Raw genomic sequence first — 12991 nt, 5'->3', positions numbered from 1 at the left:
CTCAATCTCCCTCTCCCTTAGGGAGAGGGGCGGGGTGAGGGGGAACGCACCAGCCCCGGTGCCTGCCACATTGACGTCGTCAGCCCGCTGTCCACCAGACCGAGCTGGTCGGCGTACACCGCCTGCCACTTCTGCATCATGCCATCGTACAGCGCCCGGTGCTGCGGGTTCGGGGTAAACTCGCGGCTCCATTTCACCAGCCGCTCGCCAGTGGTGGCCATATCCGCAAACAGACCGGCCCCGGCTCCGGCGGCAATGGCGCAACCCAGCGCCGTGGCCTCTTTCACTTCCGGTACCCGCACCGGCAAACCGGTGACGTCACTTAAAATCTGGCTCCATAGCGCCCCCTTCGAACCGCCTCCGGCAAACACCAGGCTCTCGAAGTTAACGCCGGAGAAACGTGAGATCTGCGCCAGGTTGCAGGCCGAGACAATCGCCGCGTTCTCTTCCAGCGCGCGGAACAGCGTCGCTTTGTTGCACTTTTCCGGGTCGATGGAGAGGTTAATAAACGACGGGGCGGCGTGGTACCACTGCTTAAAATGCATCGCGTCGGAGAAGATGGGCATCACGCCATGCGAACCCGCGGGCACCCGGCTCGCCATCTCCTCGAGCAGGGAATAGGTGTCCATCCCCATACGTTCGGCGATCAGCTTCTCTTCCGCGCAGAAGGCGTCGCGGAACCAGCGCATGGTCAGGCCGGTGAAGAAGCTGATCGACTCCGCCTGCGCCATACCGGGGATGACGTGTGGGTTTACGCGAATATTCATCTCAGGATCGGTGCGCACCTGCGGCAGATTGACCACCTGCTGCCAGAAGGTACCACCCAGCACCGCCGTTTGCCCGGCGCGGACCACGCCCAGCCCCAGACAGCCCAGCTGCACGTCGCCGCCGCCCATCACCACAGGGGTGCCTTCTCGCAGGCCGCTCTGCTGTGCGGCATCATGGGTGATAGCGCCCAGCACGGTGCCGGTCTCTTTCACCGGGGAGAGGATATCGGCGCGCAGTCCGGCCATATCCAGCAGTGCTGGCCGCCAGTCGCGGGAGAAGAGATCCAGCATCCCCGTAGTGCCCGCATTTGATGGATCGACCGCCAGCTCGCCGGAGAGCTTCGCCGCCAGCCAGTCGCTGATCATGGTAATAGTGGCAGCCTTGCGATAGATATCCGGGCGATGGTGCGCCAGCCACAGCAGACGCGGCATGGCGCTCAGGGCCAGGGTCTGGCCGGAAACGTCGTACACTTCGGATTCAAACTGGTTGTCGTGGATCTCTTTGAGTTCGGCCACCTCGCGGCTGGCGCGGGCGTCGACGTTGGCGCAGGCCCAGATGGCCTCACCGTTGCGGTCATACAGCACGATCCCTTCGCGCATGGAGCAGCAGGCGACGGACTGGATATCTGCCGCGCTCAGGTGCGCGCGATCCAGCGCCTGGTGGATGCACTGGCAGGTGAGCCGCCAGTTGGTATTGAGGTCGAACTCCATCGAGCCCGGCACATTTTCCACGCTCAGGTGCTGCCACTCGGCCTGACCCACGGCAACCTGGTTGCCCTGTAGATCGAAAATAACGGCACGCACGCTGCCTGTCCCTGCATCTAACGCTAAAAGGTAACTCATGAGTTTGCCTCGTTGTTAGCGCAGGGCTTACCCCGTTACGTCAGGGCCAGCACCGCGCGGGCTGTTGTCTCTTCCGTCACCAGGCCATTGATACGGCGACCTTTCAGTGCGGCGTAAATCGCATCGGCTTTCTCAACACCGCCAGCCACGCCGACGATGGTAGGTAACTGCGCCAGTTCATCAAGCGTGACGCCCAGCAGTTCTTTGTGGATCTCCAGCTCCTCAACGCACTCTCCTTCGGCAGTGAGGAAATAACCGAGAATGTCGCCGACGGCCCCTTTACGGGCATACATCAGCTGTTCACCTTCGCTGATGTAGCCTGAGCGCAATATCGTTGCATCACGACGCTGGTTCACGGACCCAATCCCGACCACCGCCACGTCGGCGGCCGTTGCGGCGAGGATCACGTCCCGTACGCTGGTTTCACGTTTTAAGATCCCGGCCACCTCGGCGGAGGAGACGCGAAGCGGGGCGGGGATCATGCTGACGCTGCATGCCGCGTCCAGCTGGCCGATACCGGTCATATAGGGCCCCACGCCGCCGGAGAGCGTCACCAGGCGGATCTGCTGCGAGCTGATAAAGCCGCTTAAATGTTGCAGGCTGCTCATGGTGGTTTCACCAAATCCCACCGCTAACAGCTGGCCGGGTTCCAGCACGCCCATTAACGACTGCGCGGCACCAATGCCTAACCGCACGTTCATTGGCGGGGTATTCAGTGCTGGCAGCACGCGCACCAGCTTTAGCCCAAAGCGCTGCTGCAGTTCGGTTTCCAGTGCCAGACAGCCCTCATAGCGGGAGTTGATCTGCACGCGGATCACCCCTGACTGGCGACCTTTCTCCAGCAGGCGAGAGATCTTCAGGCGCGGCAGGCCGAGCCGTTCGCCAATGTCGTTTTGCGTCAATCCGTCGTGGTAGTAACACCAGGCCACGCGGGCAACCAGCTCCTCTTCCGCCAGTGCCAGCCCGGCAAACCGACCTTCTTCCGCAGTGCGTTTATCGCTCATAATTGAACTCTTATAAAAATTTAGATCATATGTTCGTGACGGCGCAGGTCGAAAGTGTGAGCCACGCGGCAAAACGGATCATTTAGATAGTTTCTTTCTCAGATGGATCTTAATCGATAAAACTGTGATCCCTGCACGGTTGTAAATATAGTTCACCGTCTACGCTTTTGAACATTATTAAATCTAAAAATCATTTGTTCAATAGCGGAGCGATGATGACCCCACTTATCGAAGCACGAGCCATCTGCAAGCAGTTTTCCGGGGTGCCGGTTTTGAAAGGCATTGATTTCACGCTGCTTGCGGGCCAGGTGCATGCGCTGATGGGCGGGAACGGCGCGGGTAAATCGACGCTGATGAAGATCATCGCCGGGGTGGAGACGCCGGACAGCGGTGAACTTTCCGTAGCAGGTCATTCATATGCGCGGCTCACGCCCGTGCAGGCCCATAAGTTAGGTATCTATCTGGTGCCTCAGGAACCGCTCCTGTTCCCCAATCTGACGGTGCGGGAAAACATCCTTTTCCGCCTGCCGCGTGAACGGGAAAGAGAGAATCGGCTGACGGAGAAGCTGCAGCAGCTGCAGTGCCAGCTAAATCTCGACGCCACCGCCAGTACGCTGGAAGTGGCGGATCAGCAGATGGTGGAGATCCTGCGCGGTCTGATGCGTAACGCAACGATCCTGATCCTCGACGAGCCCACGGCCTCCCTTACGCCGGGTGAAACCGAACGTCTGTTTCGCCAGATCCGCGCCCTGCAGGATCTGGGCGTCGGTATCGTCTTTATCTCGCATAAATTGCCGGAGATCCGCCAGCTGGCAAGCCACGTCTCGGTGATGCGCGACGGTGCCGTAGTGCTCAGCGGGGAAACCGCGCAGTTCGACGATAACGCGCTGATTGCCGCCATGACGCCGGTGAGCCGGGAGAAAGGCTTAAGCGATGCGCAAAAACTGTGGCTGGCGCTGCCGGGAAACCGTCGCACCCAGCCGCAGGATTTTCCGGTATTGCGCGTGGACGATCTTACCGGGGAGGGGTTTATCGATCTCTCGCTTGAGATCTACGCAGGCGAGATCGTCGGTCTGGCCGGGTTGGTCGGATCCGGGCGCACCGAATTTGCCGAGACACTCTACGGCCTGCGTCCGGTGCGTGGCGGACGGGTCTGGCTGGAGAATCAGGAGATCACTCACGAGAGTGTGGGCGCCCGGCTGGAAAAAGGCCTGGTTTATCTGCCGGAAGACAGGCAGGTGTCCGGCCTGTTCCTGGATGCACCCATCCGCTGGAACACCGTGGCGCTGAACGAGCCGTCTCTCTGGCAGCAGCGCAAGCGGGAGTCCGCGGTGGTGGAGCGTTACCACCGCGCGCTGGGGATCAAACTCAACCATGCGGATCAAACCGTGCGCACCCTCTCCGGCGGGAATCAACAGAAAGTGCTGCTGGCCCGCTGTCTGGAAGCCAACCCGTTACTGCTGATCGTCGATGAACCGACGCGCGGCGTGGACGTGTCGGCACGTGCTGATATCTACCAGCTCATCAAAAGCGTGGCCGCGCAGAACGTGGCTGTGCTGATGATCTCAAGCGATCTCGATGAGTTTCCTGGCCTTGCCGATCGCGTGCTGGTCATGCACCAGGGCGTGCTCAGCGGCGAGTTGCCGCGCCATGCCGTCAGCCTCGATCGGATGATGGCGCTGGCGTTCGGAGGACAATCATGAAGATGTTACTGAAAAACCGCGAGCTGAGCGCGTTTCTCGCCATTCTGGCGCTGTTTGCCGTGCTGGTGGCGCTTAATCCGGCGTACCTGAGCCTTCAGACGCTGGGGATGATCTTCGCCAGCGCGCAAATCCTGATCCTGCTGGCGCTTGGCGCCGCGCTGGTGATGCTGACCCGCAATATTGACGTCTCCGTGGGCTCCACCGTGGGGCTCTCCGCCATCGCCGTCGGCGTGGCGCTGAACAATGGCTACAGCCTGCCGGTGTCGATGCTGTTCGCGCTGTCTGTCGGCGCGCTGGCAGGGGCGTTCAACGGGTTGCTGGTGGTGGCGCTGCGCATCCCGGCGATTGTCGCCACCCTCGGCACGCTGGGGCTGTATCGCGGGGCGATGCTGCTCTGGACCGGTGGAAAGTGGATTGAAGGGTTACCGCCGGGGCTGAAATCCCTTTCTGAACCCGTAGCCGTGGGCATTTCGCCGCTCGGCATGGTGGTGCTGTTTTTGGCCGCCGTCGGCGCATGGACACTCTCGCGCACCGCGTTCGGACGCGATTTCTATGCCGTGGGCGATAACCTTGCCGCCGCGCGCCAGCTGGGCGTGGCGGTCAACCGCACGCGGATGATCGCCTTTACTCTCAATGGCATGCTGGCGGCCTGCGCCGGGATTGTCTTTGCCGCGCAGATTGGCTTTGTGCCAAACCAGACCGGGAGCGGGCTGGAGATGAAAGCCATCGCCGCCTGTGTGCTCGGCGGCATTTCGCTGCTGGGCGGGACGGGCACGCTGATTGGCGCACTGCTTGGGGCCTTTTTCCTGACGCAAATCGACACCGTACTGGTGCTGTTTAAGCTCCCGGCGTGGTGGAATGACTTTATCGCCGGGCTGGTGCTGCTGGGCGTGCTGGTGCTCGACGGGCGTCTGCGCCAGGCGCTGGCGCGTCATCAGCGGGCGCTGAAATACGGTCGCTTCCAGCCGGGTAACAGAGGGGGAAAGCACGTCACCCCATTTCCCAAACGCAAAAAAGAGGTGGCGTAAATGAAGCTTAACTGGGAAAGCGCGCTGCTGATCTTACTGGTGCTGGAGATCCTGCTCTTTGGCGCCATCAACCCGCGGATGCTCGACATCAACATGCTGCTGTTCAGCACCAGCGATTTTATCTGCATCGGCATTGTGGCGCTGCCGCTGACGCTGGTGATTATCAGCGGCGGGATCGATATCTCCCTCGGTTCAACCATTGGCCTGTGCGCCATTGCGCTGGGGGTGATGATGCAATCGGGATGGCCGATGGCGGTCGCCATTCCTCTGACGTTGCTGCTGGGCCTGCTGTGCGGGCTGGTGAATGCGGCGCTGATCCACTACACGGGTATCAGCCCTTTAGTTATCACTCTCGGCACGCTCTACCTCTACGGCGGCGGGGCGCTGCTGCTCTCCGGCATGGCGGGCGCGACGGGCTATGAGGGCATCGGCGGCTTCCCGGACAGCTTTACCGCGTTCGCTAACCTGACCGTGTCAGGTCTGCCCGTTCCGCTGGTGCTGTTTGCGCTCATTACGCTCTTCTTCTGGCTGATTACCCACCGCGGGCGCTTTGGGCGGCATCTGTTCTTAATCGGCCAGAACCCGCGCGCCGCGCGCTATGCGGCGCTGTCGGTTAACGGCATGCCCTACGCGCTGTATGGCCTGGTGGGCATCGCCTCGGCCATTGCCGCGCTGGTGATGGTCTCCTATTTCGGTTCCGCGCGCTCGGATCTGGGGCGCGATCTGCTGATGCCAGCCCTCACCGCTGCCGTACTCGGCGGGGCGAATATTTATGGCGGGTCAGGTTCGGTTATCGGTACGGCACTGGCAGCGCTGCTGGTGGGGTACCTGCAGCAGGGGTTACAGATGGTCGGCATCCCCAACCAGGTGTCGAGCGCGCTGTCAGGGGCGCTGTTGGTTGTGGTGGTGATGGGACGTTCGCTGAGTCTGCACCGTGAATGGGTGCGTTCTCTCTTTAGAAAACTATCCGGAGCGTAAGATGAAAACAAAACTGATAGTCCTGGCAATGGCCCTCAGCTTCGCCTCGGCGCAGGCGGCGGACCGCATCGCCTTTATCCCGAAGCTGGTGGGGGTGGGCTTCTTCACCAGCGGCGGCAATGGCGCGAAAGAGGCGGGGAAAGCGCTCGGCGTGGACGTCACCTACGACGGCCCAACCGAGCCGAGCGTCTCCGGCCAGGTGCAGCTCATCAATAATTTCGTCAACCAGGGCTATAACGCCATTATCGTCTCCGCCGTGTCGCCGGATGGCCTCTGCCCGGCGCTGAAGCGCGCCATGCAGCGCGGCGTCAAAGTGCTGACCTGGGATTCCGACACCAAACCGGAGTGCCGCAGCATCTACATCAACCAGGGTACCCCGGAGCAGCTCGGTGGCCTGCTGGTGGAGATGGCCGGGAAGCAGGTGACAAAACCGAATGCCAAAGTGGCGTTCTTCTACTCCAGCCCGACCGTCACCGACCAGAACCAGTGGGTGAAAGAGGCGAAGGCCAAAATCGAAAAAGATCATCCCCAGTGGCAGATAGTGACCACCCAGTTTGGCTATAACGACGCCACCAAATCCCTGCAAACCGCCGAAGGGATCTTAAAAGCGTACCCGGATCTGGATGCGATCATCGCCCCGGATGCCAACGCTCTGCCTGCCGCGGCGCAGGCGGCGGAAAACCTGAAGCGGGAAGGGGTGGCGATTGTCGGATTCAGTACGCCTAACGTCATGCGTCCGTACGTCGAGCGCGGCACGATTAAAGCCTTCGGCCTGTGGGATGTGGTGCAACAGGGCAAAATTGCGGTCAATGTCGCCGATCGTTTGTTGAAAAAAGGCGATCTTAACGTCGGCGACAGCGTGGAGGTAAAAGATATCGGTACGCTGAAGGTCGAGCCGAACAGCGTCCAGGGCTACCAGTATGAAGCAAAAGGCAACGGCATCGTGCTGCTGCCAGAGCGCGTGGTGTTCACCAAAGAGAACATCAACAAATACGATTTCTGACGGGGGAGCAAATGGCTGATTTAGACGACATCAAAGACGGTAAGGATTTTGGCATCGGTACACCGCAGCAAAATGTACCGTTCACCCTGAAGGGCTGTGGCTCGCTGGACTGGGGCATGCAGTCCCGGCTTTCGCGCATCTTCAACCCAAAAAGCAACCGCACGGTGATGCTGGCCTTTGACCACGGTTACTTCCAGGGGCCGACCACCGGTCTTGAGCGTATCGATCTCTCTATCGCGCCGCTGTTCGCCGAAACCGACGTGTTGATGTGTACCCGCGGTATTTTGCGCAGCACCGTACCGGCCGCCACCAATAAACCGGTGGTCCTGCGCGCCTCCGGCGGTAACTCAATTCTGGGCGAGCTGTCGAACGAGTGCGTGGCAGTGGCAATGGAAGATGCGCTGCGCCTGAACGTCTGTGCGGTGGCGGCGCAGGTGTACATTGGCAGTGAATTCGAGCATCAGTCGATCAATAACATCATCAAGCTGGTGGATGCGGGGGCACGCTACGGGATGCCCGTGCTGGCGGTGACGGGCGTCGGCAAGGAGATGGCGCGCGATGCGCGTTACTTCTCGCTCGCCAGCCGTATTGCCGCCGAAATGGGGGCGCAGTTTGTTAAAACCTACTATGTGGATGAAGGATTCGAAAAAGTGACCGCCAGCTGCCCGGTGCCGATCGTCATCGCCGGGGGGAAAAAGCTGCCGGAGCACGAGGCACTGGAGATGTGCTGGCGCGCGATTGACCAGGGAGCCTCCGGCGTGGACATGGGGCGCAACATCTTCCAGTCCAGCGCGCCGCTCGCCATGCTGAAGGCGGTGAAGAAAGTGGTTCACGAGAACATGAGCGCCCGGGAGGCGTTCCAGTTCTGGCAGGAAGAGAAACAGGGAGAAGCGAAATGAACGTGACGTTAGTGGAGATCAACATCAAACCCGAGCGGGTGGACGAGTTTCTGGAGGTGTTTCGCGCCAACCACGAGGGCGCGATTCAGGAGCCGGGAAACCTGCGTTTTGACGTATTGCAGGACCCCCGGGTGAAAACCCGGTTCTTTATCTACGAGGCCTATAAAGACGAAGAGGCGGTGCTGGCGCATAAAAAAACGCCGCACTACCTGGCCTGCGTGGATAAACTCGAAGAGCTGATGTCGGAGCCGCGCAAAAAACGCAGTTTTGTGGGGCTGCTGCCGGAGTGACAAATTAACCGGCAGCCAGCGATTCAATGGGGATAGTGGTGAAAGAGGCGAAGAATAACGGATGTTATACTCTGGCGCCGGTTGTCTTTATTTCATCTATCCCCAACGATGAGCTGACGTTAAAAAACGCCTCTTCCTTTATCTTATGACGCCAGCAATCCTTTCAATCAGATAGGGATAGAACGGATTCGAGGTGATACGCATTAAGGAGTCCATATCTGCCAGCAGTACCGCTCGCTCCCCTCTGACGCGTAAAACACCCAGACTCAGACCATAGTGATTCGGTTCATAGGGTTCACTTCCATATAAGGAGTCATGGACAGGAAACGGGAGGGCGACATGAGAGAGTGAAAAAACATCTCTCGGATAGCGCACATTCAGGGGCTGCACGTCTGCTGTTGTTGAGTGCGCTAAGTGCGTCGAAGCGACCATGTTCATACTCTCTGAAGAGGCGTTTTTGACGATAGTCGTCGTGTAAGTACGCTGTGGTGTTGCCAGTAAGTGTGATAGCGCGCGATCCGAAGAGTGGCGAAACAGTGCACGAAAATTGACCGCACGATTAATATCAAACAACACCAGTTCGCTACCGTTATCCGGTAGATTGTGATGGAGCACGTCCAGCACTGCCCGGGTACTGACTGTGGAATCAAGAACGGACTGAAACGTAAGCACATGAGGAAGATCTTTCCAGCCAGCCGATGACTTGCGCCGCGTAAGATCCCGTTTCAATGTCACAGTCAGAAGATAAGCCTGCCGCGCACCATTCACGGGAAAAGAGTTATATTTAAAAGGATTAAATTCTGGTACCAGACCTAACCAGGCCGCACGAGAAAAGGCCGGGAGAAAGGCTGTCCATTCGGCCATTCCCGAAAACCGAGCAAAGCGGCTTATGCCTATCATGGGAGAAATCAGGACAATTTGTTGTGGCTTCTTCAGGCTCTCATCATCAAGGGCATCGATAGCATATTTCATGGCCAACGCCCCACCATTGGAAAAACCAACAATATGTAGCGGCGCATCCGCATGGGTCATTTTTGTTGCCTCGCGCACCGCAAGACGCGTTGCTGCCAGCCAGTCCTGCCATTTTACATCCGTTAATGCCCCGGGTACGGTTCCATGGGCAGGTAGACGGATCCCGATGGCGACAAACCCTTCTTTTTGATAGAGCCGGGCAATATGCTGCAGGCTGTAAGGGGAGTCCGTAAGTCCGTGCAGTAACACGACAGCCCCTCTCGGTTCCGCCTGTGGGCGCATGATATAGGATCGATTCCAGTCTGTGGGAAGGGTGTCCGGAAATACCGGGCTTGACGGGTTATAACGATTTAAACTCGTTGTATCCTGATCGGTTTGCTTCATAGCGACATTGTTATGCACCTCCATGAAGAGGGCGTTTTCAGCATTGATATAGTCATCCCAATCGGCCCGATCGATCTCGTGTTCGCGTAATTCATTAGGGACAAAAGTATGCCAGGGCTGGAGTTCGCCGCTACGCTGTACCCAATAAAACAAGCCTGTCATTGCACAAAGCGTGAAGCCCAAAAGGATAAAAATACAACGCTTCAACACTCTAATACTTTTCTTGCGCATAAATCCTCTAAACATAGATATTCAACCTGATATCTGCTGTATTTAGGTTTTAAAGCGCAGCGTGGTTGATGATGGGGGCACAGAATAAAGATATGGACATCGCATAAACTATGCTTTTAACCATTGCATGATCAGCAAGGAGTTAATGGCGAAATTAATATGCGCGACGATAGATAACATAATACTAAGCGCTGCCACAAACAGAACCTTGAGGTTGAGGATGCGTGTTTTTTTTAAGTTTGCATCCAGCCATAACATATTCCTTATTTTATTCTTTTGATATAAATACATTATCCCCATAGATAAATATAAGAGAGGCATGATAATGCTTACTGAATTGATCTGTAACAGCAGTAATTCACTGCCAACTAATGCAAAAAGCCATGAAATAAATAGCAGCATAAGCGTTGCTCCTCAGTTTTTTTTGTTGGTAAGGTAAAACCAAATCATAAACAGAACATCTAAAAACAACCAAACCCCGCCCAGCAACAAAACGTGCGAGACAGCACCCGGCCAGAACAAAGCGCCATTGGGAGAAACAGAAAAGAAATCCTGTCCCCAGACCAGGCGTGCCACAATCATGAAAAGGGGCAGCAATAAAAGGTTGAACAGAAAAAGATAACGGATAAAGTTTGGTTTTTTGGGCCGTCTGATATGTTCTTCCGGGAACATGGTTTCCTCACTGGTTTCGGTGAAAATAAAGAGGCATTCTAGTGCGAAAAGATAGATGGAACTTAAACACACGTCATTTTATAGCGTGCGCAGCTGCCACCTCGCTGATTAATGAATGAGTGTATGGTGAGTGAGGATCTCTTGTTTGTTTGAACTTCATATAACATCGCCCCCTAAAATAAGCCACCAGACAGAGCTTGTTTAAGGTTCTGACTTCTTTTTTTTAATGTAGATTAGGTGATAACAAATGTTTAAAAAAACACTCACAGTAGTGGCAATTCTTTCAACTCTCTCTGTTAGTGCTAACGCCGCTGAAATTGGCGCTCAGTTAGGTACACAACATACGGAGTTAAATGCACTGATTGCGCCTGAGCCGACCGGTATTTTTTATACTGCAAACTGGGCTAACAATTATAATGATGGCCGTAATTCTGGCGGTGTCGGCCTGGGTTATCAGGTGTCTCTGGGTAAAGCCGATCTTTACGCAGGTGCCAAGGCCATCTATATGGCGCCTAAGAAAGGTGATAATGGATTTGCGGCACCGATTGGTGGCGGGGTTCGTGTCCATTTTAGCGATGAGGTGTATGCCTATGGTGAAGGTTATACCGCGCCACGTGGCCTGAACAATGCCGTCGAAAACTATGTTGAAGTTGATGCTGGGTTGGCCTGGCAGGTACGAGATGAGGTGAAACTCAAAGCGGGTTACCGTCATATTAGCGTTCATGGTAAATCCGGTACGCCTAATCATACGCTGCTTGATGGTGCTTACCTGGGCGCCGCACTTCAATTCTAAACAAACACTCACCGCGAGCCCTACGCTCGCGGTGAGTCGTTGCATATAATCCAGTCATTTTTCTTTACCCTCCTTTTTATCCAGATACTCTTCTTCCTTCTTCTCTTAAAACATTTCCTTTCCTGCGCTGATAGTAAAAAGACCGAGAGTGTAATGCAGGGCTGAGCCCTGCTACAGGTTGTAACGTAACCACCCGAAGAGTACGTTTCCGTTATTATAGGTGCCAGGAATATAGGTGAACTGGACGTTCACATTTTTATAACTCGCTGAAAAAAGCGGGAATATAATCGGTAAGGGAATGTAGTTGCCCATATCTTTACGCGCCGTTATCCCGGCGGTCACCCCTAATCCCAACCTGAAATCTTTTTGTTGGTCTGGATGCCATCCTTTCTCCCATGCATAGCCGGTGACCGGTTGCCACTCATTATGTGAGTCTTTAAACACCATTCCATACAGTGCACTCCAGTTGCCATTGCTGTGATGACGAGAAACCCCCACTCCGGCACCCCAGGGCATTTCATTATAGCGATCGGTCTTTTCTTTATCGTACATGAACCGGTTATGCCAGCTGATAAAAGGAAGATAAATATCGTGGCTATCATAATCTGTCCAGGTTTGCGTAATATCGGAAACAATCCTGCTGCCCCAGCTTGCTGCATTTTCATCAGCATGAGTCTGGCCATAGGCACGTGTAGCAAAAAGAAGTAACCCGCTCCAGAGTAAAACAGAGCAAATCAACAAAAATAAATGATAAAAGCCGCCGATAAAGTCGATTTTTTCCTTACAGGGCTGCCAGGGGGTAGTGCTTTTCATTGCGAACGCTCCAGTGGATAAAAGTAGTTAAAAATAATAAATAGGCCAGCGCATTAACAAAACATGAGACGAATTGTTAATAGCACCAGAGATGACTGATTTTCTAAAACGAAATGACTAAGGTTGGATATTACGCCATCCTTAGTCATTGTGATTTAATTTATGGCTTTCTTTTTAAGGAGTTCGAACTCCTCCTGGCTAATAACGTCCTGGTCTAATAGTTTTTTGGCGTCTGATATTTGTTCCGCTGGGGATTTACAAAGACTATATTGTGCTGCGGCATTCGCATCCAGTCTGTAAGCACGTTGTCTTTTGGCCATTCCCTTACCTCTCAGAATGAGATAAAAAACAGAGGTGATCAGCGGGATGAAAAGTAACAGCATTATCCAAAGCGATTTAAAGAAGCCGTTGAGTGTATTGTCACGGAATAAATCAGTAACGATCTGGAAAATAACAAACAGATACGCAATAAAAAAGAATATAGAAAACAGGGTGGCTGCCATATTCCAAAATTGTAATAGATGAGTCGTCACAATGATGCCTTCTTAAGGATATAAATGGTCACATGGAATGAATAAAAGATAAAAACCTGCCACAAAAAATTTTCATCC

Annotated in this window: 14 protein-coding genes; 7 read left to right on the top strand and 7 right to left on the bottom strand. The window is 55.3% G+C overall.

Going from position 1 to position 12991, the window contains the following annotated elements; all coding sequences use genetic code 11:
- Window positions 1–17 precede the first annotated feature (17 nt).
- Both lsrK and lsrR read right to left on the bottom strand, forming a co-directional pair.
- Entirely contained in the window at window positions 18–1610 is a 1593-nt protein-coding gene (gene lsrK, locus AK59_RS0121980) for an autoinducer-2 kinase (RefSeq protein ID WP_029883837.1), read from the bottom strand.
- A gap of 35 nt (window positions 1611–1645) precedes the next feature.
- Entirely contained in the window at window positions 1646–2614 is a 969-nt protein-coding gene (gene lsrR / locus AK59_RS0121975; RefSeq protein ID WP_013098851.1) for a transcriptional regulator LsrR, read from the bottom strand.
- 215 nt (window positions 2615–2829) lie between these two features.
- On the opposite strand from lsrR, the gene lsrA reads away from it, so the two are divergent.
- From lsrA to lsrG, 6 genes are read left to right on the top strand one after another with little or no spacing between them, the layout of a single operon-like run.
- On the top strand, window positions 2830–4317 hold the full coding sequence (gene lsrA / locus AK59_RS0121970; protein ID WP_029883836.1) for an autoinducer 2 ABC transporter ATP-binding protein LsrA: 1488 nt from the start codon (window positions 2830–2832) through the stop codon (window positions 4315–4317).
- Complete coding sequence (lsrC, locus tag AK59_RS0121965; RefSeq protein ID WP_029883835.1) at window positions 4314–5345, top strand: autoinducer 2 ABC transporter permease LsrC; 1032 nt, start codon at window positions 4314–4316, stop codon at window positions 5343–5345. Before lsrA ends, lsrC begins: the two co-directional genes overlap by 4 nt.
- Window positions 5346–6323 (top strand): autoinducer 2 ABC transporter permease LsrD, encoded by a 978-nt coding sequence (gene lsrD, locus AK59_RS0121960; RefSeq protein WP_029883834.1) that lies wholly within the window; start codon window positions 5346–5348, stop codon window positions 6321–6323.
- A gap of 1 nt (window position 6324) precedes the next feature.
- Entirely contained in the window at window positions 6325–7326 is a 1002-nt protein-coding gene (lsrB, locus tag AK59_RS0121955; protein ID WP_029883833.1) for an autoinducer 2 ABC transporter substrate-binding protein LsrB, read from the top strand.
- A gap of 11 nt (window positions 7327–7337) precedes the next feature.
- Window positions 7338–8225, top strand: coding sequence for a 3-hydroxy-5-phosphonooxypentane-2,4-dione thiolase (lsrF, locus tag AK59_RS0121950; RefSeq protein WP_029883832.1), 888 nt, complete (start codon window positions 7338–7340; stop codon window positions 8223–8225).
- Complete coding sequence (gene lsrG / locus AK59_RS0121945; RefSeq protein WP_013098845.1) at window positions 8222–8515, top strand: (4S)-4-hydroxy-5-phosphonooxypentane-2,3-dione isomerase; 294 nt, start codon at window positions 8222–8224, stop codon at window positions 8513–8515. Before lsrF ends, lsrG begins: the two co-directional genes overlap by 4 nt.
- A 138-nt stretch (window positions 8516–8653) precedes the next feature.
- Here lsrG and AK59_RS0121940 read toward each other — a convergent pair whose 3' ends face one another.
- The 3 genes from AK59_RS0121940 to AK59_RS0121930 form a co-directional block, all read right to left on the bottom strand.
- On the bottom strand, window positions 8654–10102 hold the full coding sequence (locus AK59_RS0121940) for an alpha/beta hydrolase (protein ID WP_029883831.1): 1449 nt from the start codon (window positions 10100–10102) through the stop codon (window positions 8654–8656).
- A 108-nt stretch (window positions 10103–10210) separates the two neighbouring features.
- Entirely contained in the window at window positions 10211–10504 is a 294-nt protein-coding gene (locus AK59_RS0121935; RefSeq protein ID WP_020689402.1) for a hypothetical protein, read from the bottom strand.
- Window positions 10505–10516: 12 nt separating this feature from the next.
- A complete protein-coding gene (locus tag AK59_RS0121930; RefSeq protein WP_029883830.1) occupies window positions 10517–10774 on the bottom strand; it encodes a hypothetical protein in 258 nt (85 codons plus the stop codon).
- Window positions 10775–11021: 247 nt separating this feature from the next.
- On the opposite strand from AK59_RS0121930, the gene AK59_RS0121925 reads away from it, so the two are divergent.
- Window positions 11022–11567 (top strand): YfaZ family outer membrane protein, encoded by a 546-nt coding sequence (locus AK59_RS0121925; RefSeq protein WP_023622127.1) that lies wholly within the window; start codon window positions 11022–11024, stop codon window positions 11565–11567.
- A 171-nt stretch (window positions 11568–11738) separates the two neighbouring features.
- Here the strand turns inward: AK59_RS0121925 and pagP are convergent, their stop codons facing one another.
- Entirely contained in the window at window positions 11739–12380 is a 642-nt protein-coding gene (gene pagP, locus AK59_RS0121920) for a lipid IV(A) palmitoyltransferase PagP (protein WP_080453053.1), read from the bottom strand.
- 155 nt (window positions 12381–12535) lie between these two features.
- On the bottom strand, window positions 12536–12913 hold the full coding sequence (locus AK59_RS0121915) for a zinc metalloprotease HtpX family protein (protein ID WP_029883828.1): 378 nt from the start codon (window positions 12911–12913) through the stop codon (window positions 12536–12538).
- Between the last annotated feature and the right edge of the window lie 78 nt (window positions 12914–12991).

The sequence above is a fragment of the Enterobacter sp. T1-1 genome, assembly GCF_000710795.1.
GTDB lineage: Bacteria > Pseudomonadota > Gammaproteobacteria > Enterobacterales > Enterobacteriaceae > Enterobacter > Enterobacter cloacae.
Note: the sequence above shows the minus strand (reverse complement) of the source record. Positions and strands in the feature narration are given on the sequence as shown.

Bases quoted from the DNA above. Each gene is read 5' to 3' on its own strand.
- lsrK (WP_029883837.1), bottom strand. From the start codon at position 1,610: ATGAGTTACCTTTTAGCGTTAGATGCAGGGACAGGCAGCGTGCGTGCC.
- lsrR (WP_013098851.1), bottom strand. From the start codon at position 2,614: ATGAGCGATAAACGCACTGCGGAAGAAGGTCGGTTTGCCGGGCTGGCA.
- lsrA (WP_029883836.1), top strand. From the start codon at position 2,830: ATGACCCCACTTATCGAAGCACGAGCCATCTGCAAGCAGTTTTCCGGG.
- lsrC (WP_029883835.1), top strand. From the start codon at position 4,314: ATGAAGATGTTACTGAAAAACCGCGAGCTGAGCGCGTTTCTCGCCATT.
- lsrD (WP_029883834.1), top strand. From the start codon at position 5,346: ATGAAGCTTAACTGGGAAAGCGCGCTGCTGATCTTACTGGTGCTGGAG.
- lsrB (WP_029883833.1), top strand. From the start codon at position 6,325: ATGAAAACAAAACTGATAGTCCTGGCAATGGCCCTCAGCTTCGCCTCG.
- lsrF (WP_029883832.1), top strand. From the start codon at position 7,338: ATGGCTGATTTAGACGACATCAAAGACGGTAAGGATTTTGGCATCGGT.
- lsrG (WP_013098845.1), top strand. From the start codon at position 8,222: ATGAACGTGACGTTAGTGGAGATCAACATCAAACCCGAGCGGGTGGAC.
- AK59_RS0121940 (WP_029883831.1), bottom strand. From the start codon at position 10,102: ATGCGCAAGAAAAGTATTAGAGTGTTGAAGCGTTGTATTTTTATCCTT.
- AK59_RS0121935 (WP_020689402.1), bottom strand. From the start codon at position 10,504: ATGCTGCTATTTATTTCATGGCTTTTTGCATTAGTTGGCAGTGAATTA.
- AK59_RS0121930 (WP_029883830.1), bottom strand. From the start codon at position 10,774: ATGTTCCCGGAAGAACATATCAGACGGCCCAAAAAACCAAACTTTATC.
- AK59_RS0121925 (WP_023622127.1), top strand. From the start codon at position 11,022: ATGTTTAAAAAAACACTCACAGTAGTGGCAATTCTTTCAACTCTCTCT.
- pagP (WP_080453053.1), bottom strand. From the start codon at position 12,380: ATGAAAAGCACTACCCCCTGGCAGCCCTGTAAGGAAAAAATCGACTTT.